We start from the raw sequence: 15,912 nt of genomic DNA, 5'->3' as shown, positions 1-15,912 counted from the left end.
AAATGTTTATTATATTTTGAATATTATTTACAGTATACAATTTTACGGACAAATATTTGCACTGTTCTGAAATTGTCTGGGTGTCTGCCCCGTATATTTCTTGAATATCTGGCTGAAATACCGATAATCCCTGAATCCTACGTCATAGGCTACCTCGTACACCATTTTCGATGTACAGCAAAGAAGCTCCCGTGCGTGAGATATACGTGCTACTGCAAGATACTCGAACAGATTCTGTCCGTACTCCTTTTTGAACTGTGTACTAAGATAAGACGGGCTCAGCCCCACTGCATCGGCAACTACAAGAAGCGAAAGCTCATCGTTCATATAGTTTCGGTCAATGTAGTCCTTTGCCTTTGCGATTATGCTCCTGCCGCTCTCCTTTGCCGATTCTATGCGCCATCTGATACAGCCGCGAACAAGATCGTGGAGGAATTTCCCTGTGTCCTCAGCTGTCATCAGCTCCGCGCCTATCTCGTCGGCAGTTCCGAAGCACTCAAAGAACTTCTCACTGCTGATACCTATTTTCTGGGCAAAGGCATGGGCAGCTACATAGATGTCCATACAGACGTAAAGCCTCAGCATAAGCGACTGTATCTCTGCAAAGCCAACCTCGCCGAGTACAGAATCCAGCATAGCATCGCAGTTTTCGAGGCTTCCGCTCTGTAACAGCTCTTCTGTTTTCTTGATGTCAAGACGCTTGACGTCCTGCATTATCTTCGACTCGTTATTCATTTTAATACCCCGCTGTAATGATAACCCAAACTATGTCAGATGCTTTTTACAGAATCACGCAGCTTTAGCTCGGGAGTAAATATGATGTCTCCGTTGTCCGAAGAATAGGAGTTTATCATATCTATGAGCTTTTCTGCCGCCGCTTCGCCGAGTCTGCGCTGAGGGTGTGCCACAGAGGTCAGCGGCACATCGCATATGGAAGCGTATTTTGAATCGTCTATGCCGACAACCGATAAGTCATCGGGGACGCTTATATCATGCTCCTTGCAGAACTGGAGGAGCTTTATGGCTATATTGTCATTGTAGCAGACAAACGCCGTAGATTCGCTGATAAGCTCTAAAAGCCTGTTGCTTCCTGCGGTAAACAGCAGACTTTTGTCCGATGTTGCGAACCAGAGCACGTTATCCTCTGCATTTCGCTGTCCGTGGGCGATACAGCTCTTTGTAAAGCCGCTGTAGCGCTTATGTCCCTGTATATCGTCAAGTGCGAATATTCCTGCAACACGTCTGTGTCCCTGAGAAAAGAGATGATCCGCAGCTATCCTGCCTGCCGCCTCATCGTCCATAGCAACACAGGGGCAGTCCGACCACGGGTACTTCGCGTTGAAGAACACCACGGGGATATTCTTCCTTCTCAGCTCCTCATACAGCGCTGTATTGGGATTCGGCAGTGCGCTCTTGGAAGGCTCTACGATAAGCCCGTGAACTCCGCCGGATATCATGCTTTGCAGAGCCTGCTGCTCCTCAGCCACCTTATTATGAGTAATGGCAAGCTGCATGGAAAAGCCCGAATCATTGAGGACGCTCTCGATACCCGTTACTATATGAGGAAAGATGTAATCCGTGAAATATGTGGATATTACGCCGATATTCCTTATCTGACCGACTGTATCGCCCTGCGCATAGCCAGATGATACAAATGCGCCGCTGCCCCTGACGCGGCTGATAACGTTCTCGTTTTCGAGACACATCAGTGCCTGTCTGACGGTCTGTCGGCTGACACCGTGTATCTCGCAGAGCTCCTTTTCGGTGAGAAAACGGTCCTTTGGCTTCAGCTTATGTGAGCTTATAAAGTTCTTGGACCACTCCACTATCGTCATATATTTATAGTCTTCCATAGATTCCTCCGAAGGGATTCCGATTTCATTCGGATTTTTCTTCATGATAGCACAATAGTCTGTATTTGTAAATACAACTTTTGAAATATACATACAAATTTGTATGTACAGCCAAAACATTCTCTCCCTCTTTGTGCAACACGACAACTATTTGAATACAACTTCCCCACTGGAACTCCCTCCGGCATATTCGCGTTTCAGTAACCCGAGGCGCCAAAAGCTCCTTTCATATATACCCCCAAAAGAGGCATGATTCAACGTGAACAGGTTGAATTTCAGAAAAATTTTTTCAAGCTTCTCTGATGTGCACAAAATCATAGTATCATGATCGGAGATATTACACAAAAAGGACGCGCAAATAGAGCCTCCTATGACGGAACGCAGGTTACATCTATGAGAATGTAATTTCAGGCTCGGTAACCATATTTTTCCGTTAAGAGAAGGCGACTAATGCGCGTCCCAAGTCATTATAAAAAAATCAGATCAAACAGTAATTCAGCGAGCGGACAGGACCGTCCGCCCTTCGTCCTTAGCTCTTGGCTCTTCTTATATCCTGATAGAAAAGTCCATGCTGTGTACAGTACCACACCAGTCTTCCCGAACGGTAAAACGGCAGTGTTACCTGTAGATTCCACTCGGGATACTGCTTGAATACCATTGCAGAGCTGTCCGTCACATACGCCACAAAGGAGATGTAATGCTCCTTTTTCATCTCATGGTCCGAGGAAATGAACCACTCGCCGCCTAAGTCCTCAGCCGAAAGCATATCGGCTTCCTCAGCTTTTACAGGCTCAAGTGCAGTGAGTCTGCTTCCGCAGCAGGTAACAGCCGCCTCAGATGTAGCTGTGATGATATTTCCGCATTCCCTGCACACGTAAAATTTCAGCTTTTTCATATCGCCTTTCTCACTTTCGTTTTTAATTATACTGCCTGTCAGCAGAGTCTGCACGTCCGTTCCGAATACCGCAGCGAGCTCTGAAAGCAGCGACACGTCGGGACAGCCGCTGCCGCACTCCCACTTTGATACAGCCTTGTCGCTGACGCTGAGAGCCTCAGCAAGCTGCTTTTGTGTCATTCCCGAATCCAGACGAAGCTGTCTGATAAGGGCACCTGTCTTTACCTGATCCATATCGATCACCTCTGATACAAATTTGCTCCGTGACTTAATTGTAGCTTAAAATCAGGGAAAAGTCAATCTACGCTCCGTAGACGGGACGGCGGCATTATTTTAATTGTGAGCTTAGCGAACACATAAACTTTCAGCTTTTATACGCATAATTATTCAGCATTGCGGAAGAAAAGTCCCTCGGCGCAGGCAAGCTGTGAGATAAGCTCTGCGGCTTCGCCATGTGCATTATATACCGCCATATACAGGTCATCCTTGTAAAATGTAAGCAGCACTTCAGGTTCGGGAAGAAGTATATTCAAATAGCCCATATCTCCGCAGAAACAGCCATCAAGGAGCGAAAGAAGCTCCTCTGTATCGGGATTTTCCGAAGTTCCCTCCGCCGTAACTGCGGTCATATCATAGTAACAGTACAGTTTAAGAACAATATTTGTGAGTCTGCGGTCAAGATACGCTCTGTTTCGCTGAAAATATTTTTCTGCAGCGAAATATCTGCCGCCGGCTCTCTCGGAGATTTTACGCGGAAAAATATCTATAATGTGTGGTTTTTTATCCAAAAGCTCTTCGATCAATGAAAAAATATCCATTTTTATGCTCCTTTTTTCCTGCTTTTAGATATTATTATACTCTAATATCCATAATATTTCAACACTTCCGAGGTATAGCTAAAAAGCTTATGGTTTTGTGAATAATGTGTAAAAATTTTTGATACAGTTGACATACGTTTGTCAGCATGATACAATTAAATAAGGATATTATCGGAAAGGTTGTAATAATATGGAGAAAACTAAAATTATTGAAGAACTCAAGCAAAAAAACGAAATACAACCTACAGAATTTGACGGAACATACAAATCGGTGTACGAAACCGTAGAGTGCTATGCAAAGCTGAAAAAGACCGCTCTTATCGACTATAAGGACCTTGATCTGCTGTATTATCTTTCGCTGGGACTCTGGACAAATGACAAAAATGAACTTAAACAGCGTATCCAGAACAGCCACCTGCTCCATATTGACAAGCATATTCTTTACGAGGCTGTAGAAAAAATATGGAACAAGGGCGCAAAAATGCTGTTCACTCACCTTGTGGACAAAAATGAGATGAATTTCCTTACAAAGCCTCTTTCTTTCAAGGGAGCACTCATTGCCGAAAAGCCCGAGGCTATACAGTTCTTTTTCAAGATGTGCATAAACCTTTCAGCACTTGAAAACGACGGCAAGGTACTTGATACTGCCCATAAAATGCTCAATCCGCTGGTAAAGGATTCGGGAATGCCTGTATTTGCCTTTTCAAGGATACTTCACTGCTTAAAGCCTGCGACCTTCCCCATACTCGGCGAAAGCATGACAGATTCCATAGTTTTCAAGGAGCTCGGTATAGGAATAAAAAATGTAGATGATATTTCACATTATATCTTCAACTGCCGCAAGATAATCGACTTCCGCAATTCTCATTTCAAGTTCAAGAATATGAGAGTATTCGACGTCATGTCATGGCAGCTGCTGGCTGAGCTGAAAAAAGCCGAGGCTGAAAGCTCTGCCGAGGAGGACCTTACAAAGGGAAAGCACTCAAAGGCAGAGGCTTCGCTGAATCAGATACTATACGGACCTCCCGGAACAGGTAAGACCTATAATGTGATAAAATACGCTGTACAGCTCATCGAGGGCAAAAAGAACGACGATGAGCCCTATTCCGATATAAAGGCAAGATTTGAAAAGTATACCAATTCAGGTCAGATAAAGTTCACCACATTTCATCAGGCTTACAGCTATGAGGAATTTGTCGAGGGTATCCGCCCCGTTGTAGTTGACAGATACGGAAACGATACATCTGTTGCTCATGAGGATACCACCGTGGTATACAGACCTTTCAACGGCGTTTTCAAGTCTCTTTGTGAAAAGGCTTCTAAGAGCCCTCATATGAAATTCGTTTCTATCATCGACGAAATAAACCGCGGCAACATTTCAAGGATATTCGGAGAGCTGATAACCCTTATCGAGAACACCAAACGCGGCAGCTCAGTCATTCTGCCATATTCGCAGTCTGACTTTTTCGTGCCGTCAAATGTTTACATACTGGGCACTATGAATACCGCAGACCGCTCTATAGCTATGCTTGACACTGCTCTGAGAAGACGTTTTGACTTCGTTGAGATGATGCCTATGCCATCACTGCTGGGCGACTGCGGCGGCGTAGACCTGTGCGAGCTGCTCACAGCGCTGAATGAGCGTATCGAGTATTACTATGACCGCGAACACGCTATCGGTCACGCATATTTCATGAACGCAGACGGCTGCATAAAAACTCTCGATGAGCTGAGAGAGGTCTTTGCTGCAAAGATAATACCACTGCTTCAGGAGTACTTCTTCGATGACTACGAAAGGATAAAGCTTGTACTGAACGACGATAATTACTTCATCGAATGCATTACACCGAAATATATCAGGAAATTCGATTCGGGACAGAAGCTTTACCGCCTCGGCAAGCCCGAAAACTGGGATGCTGAGCACTTCATAAGGATATACAAGGATATTTCATGATGAACGGAGAATATAATGTATACCAGACATATTTGCGTATCAGCCAATGAAATTATCGCGGACTCTGCCGAAAAAAACAGCGAGCTCGCCATGATGCTGAGCGAGTTTGCAGAGGTCTGCGAGGCTGACGGCAGAAGGGCTGTCTCTGTCAGCGAAAAAGGCGGAAAGAAATACATATCAGCAGGCTCATACTGCGGCTTTATTTGCCTTGCCGACGGAACTCTTGCAGAGATACTCCCCAAGCTCGGGAACAGCGCTGAAAACGCGAGAAAAGCCCTCTGTGAGGAGTTCTGCGACAGGTGCGGATATGAATTCCGCCCCATGAGCTTCGATCCCCATATGAATTTTCTGGAATATTTCGTTTCTGTGTTTGCAGGGGAAACAATGAAGATAATCAAAAGCGGAGTTCTCTCTGCCTATGCAAGCCGCGAGGAAAATCTCAGCTCAGTTCAGGGAACTATCCTGTTCTCTGAGAATATCCGCCGCAATCTTGTTCACCGCGAGCGCGTTTTCGTGCGGCATGAGGTGTTTACTCCCGACCGCGCCGAAAACCGTATTATCAAAGCAGCAGCAGCAAAGCTCATCAAGCTTACTGCAAATCCTAACAGCTCACATCTTCTCAAGGAGTCGCTGTCTTATCTTGAAGATGCGCGTATGCCTCACGATATAAATGCGGAGTTCAGCAAGTGCATCAACACCCGAAATACCAAAAAGTACAACACTGTACTTGATATTTGCAGAATGCTATTTGATAAAAAAGAGGGCACCGCCTTTTCGGGAAAATACGTGCTGTGTGCTCAGCTCTATAAAATGGAAGCGACAGAAGCTGCTGCTGATAAGGCTCAGACAACTGCTCCGCAGAAAAAGAGAGCGAAAGCAGTGAGAAAACGGAAATGATATTTAAAGCCGCAGTTTAATCCTGCGGCTTTCTTGTTACATCATTTCAGCCGCCAACTGTTATCGCCTGAAATAAAATGCTCTCAAAATTCTTTTGTATGTTTTCAACTATATGTTGACAAATGTGTTGAAATATGATATAATAAATGTATAGTAAATAACGCTTTCAGCTTAAAAGAGGTGATCCTGATGTTCTTTGAATAACAAAGTCTGATATTAGTGTGCAAGCTCCCCGAACACGGCAATTTCAAGCCTATAATAAGGAGGATCTGTTATGTGTGCAGCTATTTTTGATTATAATGATAATGATTTCATCACACCGTTCAACAATAAGATCGGCGTTGATTCAAAAGGCAATCTTATGCGGCGATTAGATGAGTATGTCGCCCTTGATATGGATTCAGGCAAGTTTCACTATACATCTCCCTGGGTAGAAGATGATGATAATAAATAATGTGTCCTCAATAACCGCCGTAAGGCATTTAATATAGCCGCAGGAATTACCCTGCGGCTTGATTTTTTGTTATTTCTCTATGACTCGGCACTTGCATCACGTTCAAGTCCCTTCCAGCCGAAACGGACAAAGGATACAAGTATCGAAATGATAGTTATAGACTCGCTTACAATGCCTCCCAGCGAATATACGATAACATCATACGCCAGTCAGCACGGCGAAGCGCAGACCAGATTTACCATTCGTATCTTTCGCGGACTGTTTGACCAGTAAGCAAAGGTGCTTGTGACCGAAGCAGTAAACGCAAGCAGGCTGACAGGTCCGTTCCATGTGAGTATCAGTACAGCCGTGAACAGCACGGCTAATCTGCGGCTTCAATCATTCAATCGCAGATACATTTTATATGTTTATGGCAGGAACTTTTCCAATTGATATGCCGTACATACTGACAGTTGCAGCAGGTAATGCAATAGGAGGCATGATGATACCGCTCATAAAAAAGATAACCTCATCTTGATACTTCCGTATATACAAAACAAGGCAGGGATTTTTCTTCCCTGCCTTGTTTATTTCTGTGTAATTATTCTTCCTTACGTCGTATTTTCATACTGCTTTTTAAGCAAAGTAGTCCAAATTATGATAAATAATCTGGAATTGAATGTAAAAAACAGTCGCTCATAATAATACAGATCGGCTGTTTTTTATATGGAGAGTTTTTGACCAGATTGCGGTATTTAAACAAGATAAAGCGGTGTAACGCTTTTGTATTCCTTTCCCATATAACTGAAATTATCAATGAATACCTGAACAGAAAACGATCTTTTCATATTGTCCTCGTTTACAATATCTTCAGCGTTACCGAAAATATTTGTGCCGTCCCTGTTAAGGATGAGTGCTTTATCTGATATTTTCAAGGCGTGTTCGGGATAATGAGTGTTAACAATTGCAGATATACTTCTTTTTTCTGATAACTTTCTTATAGTTTCCAGTATTATCAACTGATTTTTGAAGTCAAGATTTGACTCAGGTTCATCAAGAACAAGCATAGAAGGATCTATGGTAAGAGCTCTTGCAATAAGTACCATCTGCAGCTCACCGCCGCTCATTTCAGTGCAGAGTTTGTCTGCAAGATAGGTTATTCCCATATCCTCCATTGCACGTTCAGCTGCATCGCGGTCCTCAGCTTTGGGTTGTGAGAACGTACCGAGGTGAGCACTCCTTCCAAGCGTTACCATGTCTATTGCGGAATATCCGAAAGCAGAGCCTTTTGCCTGTGGAACGTATGCTATTTTCTGCCAGAAATCACGGTTTTTAATATTTTTTATACTTATACCGTCAATGAGTGATTCTCCGCTTTCCCATTTTAAAAGTCCCATCATGCATTTCAGCATAGTAGTCTTTCCAACACCGTTTGAACCAAGTACGGATAAAACTTCACCGTTCCTGACTTCAAAATTGATATTTCTGAGTATTTTTGTATTTTTATAGCCGAAGCAGCCGTTTTTTACCTCGAATTTCATGTCCAGGAACCTCCTGTTTTTCTAAGAAGTATTATAAATACGGGAGCACCGATTATTGCGGTAAGTATGGATATAGGTATCTCTGCGGAAGTTGCGCTTCTTGCAAAGGTGTCCATAACTATCATCAGAAATGCTCCTGCACCCGCGCTTATCGGTATTACGGAGCGGTTGTTGTTCCCTCCGATCATTCGTGCTATATGAGGAACAAGAAGCCCCATCCAGCCAACCTGTCCGCACATTGATACGCATGAGGCGGTTATCATAGAAGCCGCCGCAATAAATACGATACGCATTATCTGCACGTTCATACCAAGAGAGCTTGCTTCATCATCGTTCAGTGAAAGTATATTAAGTCTCCAGCGAAGTGCATAGATCACAATTGTCCCCACAAGGATGAAAGGTACTCCCATTATGAGATTATTGTATGTTGCTCTTGACATACTTCCCATGAGCCAGTAAGTTATTACAGGCAGCTCTTCTTCAGGATCCGCGATGTATTTCAGCAGCGAGACAAGTGCTTCAAATACTGCTGATATGACCATACCTGCAAGAACTATCATAACGATACTGTTCTTGCCGTTGCGTCGGCTGAGAGAATAGGTTATGAAGCATGACAGAAGTCCGAATGCAAGAGCCGAAAGCTGTACGCTTATAAGTCCTCCGCCTATAAGAAGCGCCAGAACTGCACCGAATGAAGCTCCGCTTGCTACTCCGAGAGTATCGGGAGTTGCCAGCGGATTGGAGAAAAGTCCCTGAAAGGCAGCTCCTGCACAGGAAAGCCCTGCGCCTACAACCGCCGCAAGAATAATACGCGGCAGTCTTACGCTGAAAATTACGGTATATCCCGTTTTGTCAACTGTCTTGCCTGTAAATCCCGAAAAAAGTATATCGACCGTTTCTTTTACGCTCAGGGAATAGCGTCCTATTCCGAGGCATACTATGGCTGCGATAACAGGAAGTATTATCAGTATGACTGCCGTCAGAAATGACGGCAGCCGCTTTTTTTCATTTGTCATATTACGATTTCTTGCCCGAAGCAGCCCTTGCAGGGTGGTATATCTTCTGTATATCCTCGTCTGTAAGTTCTACGCCGTAGTGCTCGCTGTAGAAGTTCCTCATCTCCTCGTCCATGTCCATATCCGCAAAGAGCTCGGGCTGTATGGTCTTGGCAAGCCATTTCAGCACAAGAGGAGTATCAGACGCAGGCGGGAACCAGCGGTACATACCGAGAGGGAACTTGTATACCTTGCCATCCCTGACAGCCTTGACATTGCTCCAGTCATTGCCCTCGACAGTGTTATTTATGAGATCTTCAGGCAGATGTGAGCTGAAATTCGTGATGAGTATGATATCGGGATCCCACTCATATATCTGCTCCATATTTACTTCCGCACTGCCTTTGAGCGCAGCCGCAACATTGTTTCCGCCTGCTGTTTCTATCCAGTACTTAGCAAAGAAATCAGAACCGCCTGCCTTTATTACTCCGTCATCATAGCTGAACAGTATCAGCACGTCCGGACGCTCGTCTGTGGGTATCTTATCTGTTACAGCCTTTATCTCCTCAGCTGTTTTCCTTCCGTCAGCGATTATCTCATTTGCAGTATCGCTCTCACCGTATATCTCACCGAAAAGCTTGATCCATGCAGCATAAGTCTCAACGCAGTCGTAGTCTGCGATAGTTGTTGAAAAGCCCACCGCTGGAATGCCTGCATTGTCATACATAGCGCGTTCCTCTGTGTTTGCGGCAGAATAAAACACTACATCAGGCTTCATGGAGAGAAGCTGTTCCACATTTACCTCGCCGTTCTCCACAAAGCTTGTATCAGCGTTTGCAAGCTCGGGGAATACGTTTATAAGGTATGAATTCTTTGCAGCAGCCATAGAACTTGGATGAATACCGATTATATCCTCCGCAGAGCCTCTGAACAGACAGTATACTGACGGCAGCGGAAGTATGGAGGAGATAACGATCCTGTGCATTTCCTTCGGCAGAGTAACCTCGACGCCTGTATGGTCGATGATAGTTCTTGTTTCATCACTTTCGGTATCTGCTTTTTCGTCTTTTGCAGCTTCGTTATAAGCTGCGTCAGTGACGCTTGCAGTTGTTGCTTCCTGCTTGCCGTCACTGTTTTCTGATCCGTTGCCAGCCGTACTTCCGCAGCCTGTAAAGCATGACAGCATCAGCATTGCCGACAGCGTACTTGTCAGTATCTTTTTTAAACTCATATTTTTAGTCCTTTCGTTTCCATGTCACAGACAGGATATTATGTTTTTTATATCATCACTGAGATAATCGGGTACCTCATCCCAGTGAAGCTTGCTTGATACAGCAGGGTGCGGAAGTCCGACAAATCTGACATTTTCGTCCTTTATCAGCTTTTTCACCATAGGATCGGCAATAATGACAGAGTATCTGCCGCTGTTTACTTCGCTTCTGACCGCACTCTCGTCGGGGAGCTCCTTATCATAGGGGAGCGACAGCTCATTTTCAAGCCCGAACATACTGCCAATGGTTACGGATATATCTCTGCTTTGATGTATCATGTCACGAAGTGAATTTGCAAATATCTGTTCGTGTATGATGAGTATACCGACATCGGAATACGGACAACCGACAGAAACATATTCCCTGTTGAGCTTCTTTTCAAAGCCGTTAGCACCTTTTATAGGAACTCCGCAGATATATGGTATTCCGTACAGCTTATGCAGCAGTTTTGCGGCGGCAAGCCCCGAACGCGATACCACTATGCTCAGGTCGGCATCAGAACAGCTTTCGATCTGTTCAACTGTAAGTCCGACTGCGAAACGGGATACTATTTCATATCCCAGTGATAATATATGTTCGCATATTCTTTCACAGTTTCCTTTGCTGCCGAAGTCTATTGGAAGAAGTCCGAGTATATTCACTTTTTTCCCAAAAGCGCGCTCCTTGCTCCGTTCCTTTGTAAAGCGCTTTATAAGTACTGTAAAGACATCGGAGGCACCTCTGTCATAGAATCGCTGACCTGTAGTGTTGAATCCGAATGACGGTATTCCTGTGGAGTATTCCGTTTCCGCTGCCATGCCTTTCAGGTCGGTGCCTATCACCATTGGTACAGGACTTCCGAGATATGCAATGACAGTAGGGGAAAGATATTTTGCAGCGGCTATCGTCTTATTTATATACTTATCGTCATTTCCCATGACAGCGTCCATACGGCGAAGCCCCGAACAGAACACAGCCGAGCGTGAGCCCAGCCAGCGCGGTTCGTCATAGCTTGTGTAATTGCCTGTACAGCCCGAAGCATCATGCATTACAACAATCCCGCCGAGGTCGAACAATGCAGAAGCAGCTCCCGAATAATCAGGTGCAAGAGGTGGAAGATCAATACAAAGTCTGCTCATATTATAAGTCCTGCCTCCTTTATCATTTCCTGTACATCTGCTTTTTCCGTGTATGCTTCAACAAGCATATCCATGAGGCGGACTATGCCGTCGTAGCCGAAAAGACCTTCGTCTTCCATGATATTCACGACCTTGTCAGAACCTGTCATATAGCCGCAGTCAAATCCTATGCAAAGGTACTGCCTGCCCTCAAACGGAAAAGTAACAGCTTCGTGGCAGAGCGGATCTTCCACAAGTATATCAGGGTATTTTTTTGAAAGAAGCTCAAAAGCTCCTTTTTCATGTGCCGGTATACCGTTTGAAGCTATCATGCCAATATTGAAGCCGTATTCCGAAAGGGTAAGCGCAAGAGAAAAGGGCTTTATTACAGCCTGAAAGTCCACTGCTATGGGATAATCTCCTATCAAAGAACGAGCCTGTTCCAGCTTTTCTTCGGCTTTTATACGGTATTCCTTTGAAGGCGTAACAATATCCTCTCCTATAAATTCCGACAGGTCTTCGTAAAACTGCTCTATCACTTCGGGAGTGTGGTTTACGTAGGCTGTCATGTACGGTATGACAAGCTCTTTTTCCATTTGCTGTGCCGCTTTGAGCGCTATGGGAGCTGTCACGATATTCAGCTTTGCTTCCGACATGGTCTGAAAGCTCTTAAAGTCCTTGTGGTCGGAAATGTGAGAGACGCTCCAGCCCTTTGAATGAAGAAGCTTTTTCAGCTCACATTCCTCACTGAACGAAACATTGCTGCCGAGAATATTGATCTGACTGCGCTTGACATTGCTTTTTTCAAGAAGTCCGTACATATTCATCTCAATAGTAACGCCCGGCGGATAAGGAGTATCAAGGGATATCGGGTTCATGGTGCAGTGCCTGAACTTAACGTCTGGATACTTACTGTCAAGCTCTGCGAGTATGGCTTCATGGTCTGTGCCAAGAAGATCGTCAAGGCACGATGTAAATATAAACAGAACCTTTGGTACTTTCGACAGAGCTTCAAAAAGTTCTCCTACACTGTTGATTATAAGCTGCTCGAAATCACCCGAAATTATATCTGCTTCGTTAATAAAAAGATAGGAGATACGGTCCTTTATACCGTTCTGAGCGCCTCCGAGCGCTCCGTGTCTGCCGCAGGCAAAGGGACATACAAAAAGCTGGTGGCTTTCAGGGACAAGTGCGGCTATCCTTACAACTCCCCAACCGCCGTGCGCAGGAGAAACATAATGAAGACTCGGCGCAGAAGGACAGTTAAAGTTTATTTTACTGCATTTGCTCATTGTTCGTCCTCCGTAAGTTTGATTATCCGACTTGCAAGTTCCCTGTAGCATGACGCCATTTCTGAATGCGGAAGGGCTTCAATGACTGTTTTGCCCTGATTTTCAGCTTCCTGTACCGCACTGTCACGCGGTATCACCGATACTATATCCCCGCCTATATCGTCAAGTGCTTTTTGTACTATCTCAACTTCATCAGGAACATTTCTCGAATTCAGTATAACTCCCGAATAGCTTGCATAGCCGCGCTTGCCGAAATTTCTGACAGCAGAAGCAATATTTGAAGCCGCATACAACGACATCATCTCCCCTGAAGTGACGATAAAAACATTTTTTGCATAGCCGTCACGTATAGGCATTGCGAAACCGCCGCAGACTACATCTCCGAGAACATCATAGAGAATTATATCAGGCTTGCATATATCATAAGCACCAAGTTCTTCAAGCTTTTCAAGAGCTGTTATTATACCGCGTCCTGCACAGCCGATACCGGGAGTCGGACCACCTGCCTCAACACACCATACTCCGCTTGGACTGCGGAAAAGGACATCCTCGGCGGTGATATTGTTCTCACCTTTTTCACGAATAGCGTCGAGTACAGAGCTTATCCTTTTTCCGTCGGTGAGGTTTTTGGTGGAATCTGCTTTCGGATCGCACCCTATCTGCAAAACGCTATATCCGAGAGCAGAAAAAGCTGCGGACAGGTTTGAAGTCGTTGTAGACTTTCCTATACCGCCTTTTCCATATATTGCTATTTTTCTCATTTAATACCCTTCTTGTTATATATTACTAACTCAATATCAAAAATATAAGTTTGCTGTTGAAGCAAACTTTGTAAGTATATACTAACATTTAAAAACTGATTTGTCAATAAATAGTCATTTATTATCTGAAAACTTTGTATGCAGAAACAGTTTAATCTTTTTCGTCCTAAAAATTTATATTCAAATTGCTTATGACAAATGGAGAAACCTCTATCCATCTCGTATGCGCCTGTTTTGAATCTGATTTTTGGAGATATATCATTTTTTGTCGTATCCTGCTGCTTTTATCAGATCAGATTGAGTATCCCGATTAGTCCGAACATAGAGAGCCCTAAGCTCGGCATGATGATTCCGGGGAGATCCTGAAATTTAACCGGATCAATTTTTCGGCAGGTCACGCCAAATATCAGGAATACAATTGGATTCAGCAGTACACATATCTTTGGTACATCAAGTGCGCCGTTCAGAATAGCGATTATCACAAGAACTGTCGGTACTAACAATGAAATATAGCCTGTGAAGAATGTAGGTGTTATCTGTTTATAGAGCTTTTCAAGAATATCATCGGCGATTTGCAGATTACCGTGTATCATTGCACCTTTGTAAATAAGCGCCTGCAGGCAAACAAAAGCATTCCTTCGGGGATATTATGTAACGTAACTGCAAGTACCATCATCGTTGTACGTGTCAGCTTTGACGGCACCCCCTCCGCTTTTTCTTCATTCATGTGCAGATGTGGTATCAGACTATCAAGCAGCAAAAGAAAAAGAATTCGCCGTACCATTTTGACAATGCTTCGGAAATTCGTGTGATTGCCTTTCATATCGGTGATGAGGATATAGCCCTCTCCGTTATCGGTACAGTAAAACGTTCCGCTTTCGATACCTGCAATAACAAATGACTTCATGTATTCGGTCATCGCTGCTTTTGACGGAAAGAAAGGCTTCAATCCGCCTTCATTGGGTTCATAGGGAAAATTTCAGAACGAAGCTCCGATTAGCGCGGATATTTCATCTATTTTCTCTTTTGATAATGAGCGTACTTTTTTCATTACTGTTCCTTTCCTCTGTGTATGGTCATTCTCTGAAATACTCGTAACGTTACCATCTGAAAGTTGCCCAGCGATCATTCATCTTAGGCAATAACAGTGCAAAAAGCTTTGCTCGTATGCTGTATTTCTTCATCTCTTCATTGAAGCTGTGTTCTTCCACAAACCGTATACCGTCTGTCAGATCAGCGATCTCCTGTCCCGAATCAGTGCCGGACATGAAGTGCGCATTTGTATTTTTTACTGTATCGTGATGCTTTTCGCTTTTCTGCATTGCCTTGCAGTTCTGCTCAGCGATCAGTATACCGCCGTCAGGAAAGTTATTCTTCAGAACTTCAAGAAAAATACGGATCTGATCAAGTGTCAGGTACATAAATAAGCCCTCAGCGATAAAAACAGGCTTGGATCTTCTGACCGCAAGCACTGCCTGTACCGTTTTACACCAGTCGCTTTCCAGTGCATTTCCTGCAATCATAGTTACACGTTCACGTTCAGGAAAAGCCTTTCTTCTTGCAGCAATAGAATCCGGAAGGTCCAGATCAAACCACTCTATCTTGCCGTTATCTACTCTTTCAAATCGGTTGTCAAAACCTGCGCCTACATTTACAATTACAGTATCAGGCGCGTTTTTTATTATTTCTTTCAGCTGACGGTCAAGCATGATCGTTCGCGCAATTACTCCTTCATGAGACATGAACTTATCATACGGAGTTGTATCTATATTCAGCGCCTTTATGATCTCCACTGCTTTCCTGTCTTTGATACGAGCGTTTTTTCTGAGTGTTTCATTAGCCTTCACAGCAAGGGGAATAAGTGCAGTAGTCTGCACATCGCCTAATCTTAATTCCATAATAATTACTCCTTTAATATTTATTCCATGCCTTTCAGCACTTCTACCATGTCTATTTTCTTTATTCTGCGCGAGAACATAAAGCTGACAAGTACGGATACAGTCATTACAAATATTGCCGCAATTATATATGTTGTCGGTGCAATATAGCACGGCCAGTCAACTGCGTCGCCGTTGGAGTCCATCATTGCCTGCAATGGTACACGT

The 15,912-nt window shown here is 44.1% G+C and carries 18 protein-coding genes and 1 pseudogene; 4 read left to right on the top strand and 15 right to left on the bottom strand.

Annotated features, from left to right (window positions below; all coding sequences use genetic code 11):
* Positions 1-42: 42 nt before the first annotated feature.
* From K5677_RS13955 to K5677_RS13940, 4 genes are all read right to left on the bottom strand, one after another.
* Complete coding sequence (locus tag K5677_RS13955; RefSeq protein WP_296729176.1) at positions 43-735, bottom strand: AraC family transcriptional regulator; 693 nt, start codon at positions 733-735, stop codon at positions 43-45.
* A 35-nt stretch (positions 736-770) separates the two neighbouring features.
* The gene (locus tag K5677_RS13950) at positions 771-1,853 is read right to left on the bottom strand and encodes a GntR family transcriptional regulator (protein WP_296729173.1); all 1,083 of its coding nucleotides are present in this window, start codon (positions 1,851-1,853) and stop codon (positions 771-773) included.
* Between the two features lie 529 nt (positions 1,854-2,382).
* Positions 2,383-2,982: a helix-turn-helix domain-containing protein gene (locus K5677_RS13945; RefSeq protein ID WP_296729171.1), complete on the bottom strand. Its 600-nt coding sequence runs from the start codon at positions 2,980-2,982 to the stop codon at positions 2,383-2,385.
* Positions 2,983-3,131: 149 nt separating this feature from the next.
* Positions 3,132-3,566, bottom strand: coding sequence for a hypothetical protein (locus K5677_RS13940; RefSeq protein WP_296729169.1), 435 nt, complete (start codon positions 3,564-3,566; stop codon positions 3,132-3,134).
* Between the two features lie 190 nt (positions 3,567-3,756).
* On the opposite strand from K5677_RS13940, the gene K5677_RS13935 reads away from it, so the two are divergent.
* The 4 genes from K5677_RS13935 to K5677_RS13920 all read left to right on the top strand — a co-directional run bounded on the left by K5677_RS13935 (position 3,757) and on the right by K5677_RS13920 (position 7,144).
* A complete protein-coding gene (locus K5677_RS13935; protein WP_296729166.1) occupies positions 3,757-5,520 on the top strand; it encodes an AAA family ATPase in 1,764 nt (587 codons plus the stop codon).
* Positions 5,521-5,535: 15 nt separating this feature from the next.
* Positions 5,536-6,417, top strand: a complete 882-nt coding sequence (locus tag K5677_RS13930) for a hypothetical protein (RefSeq protein WP_296729164.1) — start codon at positions 5,536-5,538, stop codon at positions 6,415-6,417.
* 274 nt (positions 6,418-6,691) lie between these two features.
* On the top strand, positions 6,692-6,871 hold the full coding sequence (locus K5677_RS13925; protein WP_296729160.1) for a hypothetical protein: 180 nt from the start codon (positions 6,692-6,694) through the stop codon (positions 6,869-6,871).
* 66 nt (positions 6,872-6,937) lie between these two features.
* Complete coding sequence (locus K5677_RS13920; RefSeq protein WP_296729157.1) at positions 6,938-7,144, top strand: hypothetical protein; 207 nt, start codon at positions 6,938-6,940, stop codon at positions 7,142-7,144.
* On the opposite strand, the gene K5677_RS14485 is transcribed toward K5677_RS13920, so the two are convergent.
* The 11 genes and pseudogenes from K5677_RS14485 to K5677_RS13870 all read right to left on the bottom strand — a co-directional run.
* The gene (locus K5677_RS14485; protein ID WP_366849503.1) at positions 7,081-7,230 is read right to left on the bottom strand and encodes a YgjV family protein; all 150 of its coding nucleotides are present in this window, start codon (positions 7,228-7,230) and stop codon (positions 7,081-7,083) included. The genes K5677_RS13920 and K5677_RS14485 overlap by 64 nt on opposite strands.
* 375 nt (positions 7,231-7,605) lie before the next feature.
* Positions 7,606-8,391 carry an ABC transporter ATP-binding protein gene (locus K5677_RS13915; protein WP_296729155.1) on the bottom strand — a complete coding sequence of 262 codons (786 nt, stop codon included), beginning with the start codon at positions 8,389-8,391 and terminating at the stop codon, positions 7,606-7,608.
* The gene (locus tag K5677_RS13910; RefSeq protein WP_296729152.1) at positions 8,388-9,407 is read right to left on the bottom strand and encodes an iron ABC transporter permease; all 1,020 of its coding nucleotides are present in this window, start codon (positions 9,405-9,407) and stop codon (positions 8,388-8,390) included. Before K5677_RS13910 ends, K5677_RS13915 begins: the two co-directional genes overlap by 4 nt.
* Position 9,408: 1 nt before the next feature.
* A complete protein-coding gene (locus tag K5677_RS13905; RefSeq protein ID WP_296729149.1) occupies positions 9,409-10,617 on the bottom strand; it encodes an ABC transporter substrate-binding protein in 1,209 nt (402 codons plus the stop codon).
* A 24-nt stretch (positions 10,618-10,641) separates the two neighbouring features.
* Positions 10,642-11,775, bottom strand: a complete 1,134-nt coding sequence (locus tag K5677_RS13900; RefSeq protein ID WP_296729147.1) for a nitrogenase component 1 — start codon at positions 11,773-11,775, stop codon at positions 10,642-10,644.
* Positions 11,772-13,046 (bottom strand): nitrogenase component 1, encoded by a 1,275-nt coding sequence (locus tag K5677_RS13895; RefSeq protein ID WP_296729144.1) that lies wholly within the window; start codon positions 13,044-13,046, stop codon positions 11,772-11,774. The genes K5677_RS13900 and K5677_RS13895 overlap by 4 nt, the downstream gene beginning before the upstream one ends.
* The gene (locus tag K5677_RS13890) at positions 13,043-13,807 is read right to left on the bottom strand and encodes a nitrogenase iron protein NifH (RefSeq protein WP_296729141.1); all 765 of its coding nucleotides are present in this window, start codon (positions 13,805-13,807) and stop codon (positions 13,043-13,045) included. Before K5677_RS13890 ends, K5677_RS13895 begins: the two co-directional genes overlap by 4 nt.
* A gap of 287 nt (positions 13,808-14,094) precedes the next feature.
* A complete protein-coding gene (locus K5677_RS13885) occupies positions 14,095-14,400 on the bottom strand; it encodes a DUF6796 family protein (protein WP_296729138.1) in 306 nt (101 codons plus the stop codon).
* Between the two features lie 32 nt (positions 14,401-14,432).
* A pseudogene (locus K5677_RS13880) lies at positions 14,433-14,590 on the bottom strand (ZIP family metal transporter); the annotation flags it as partial.
* Positions 14,591-14,907: 317 nt separating this feature from the next.
* On the bottom strand, positions 14,908-15,705 hold the full coding sequence (locus K5677_RS13875; protein WP_296729135.1) for a class I SAM-dependent methyltransferase: 798 nt from the start codon (positions 15,703-15,705) through the stop codon (positions 14,908-14,910).
* Positions 15,706-15,725: 20 nt separating this feature from the next.
* Positions 15,726-15,912 (bottom strand): hypothetical protein (locus K5677_RS13870; protein ID WP_296729133.1); only part of this gene is annotated, 187 nt, incomplete at its 5' end.

The organism is Ruminococcus sp. (genome assembly GCF_024684275.1).
Note: the sequence above shows the minus strand (reverse complement) of the source record. Positions and strands in the feature narration are given on the sequence as shown.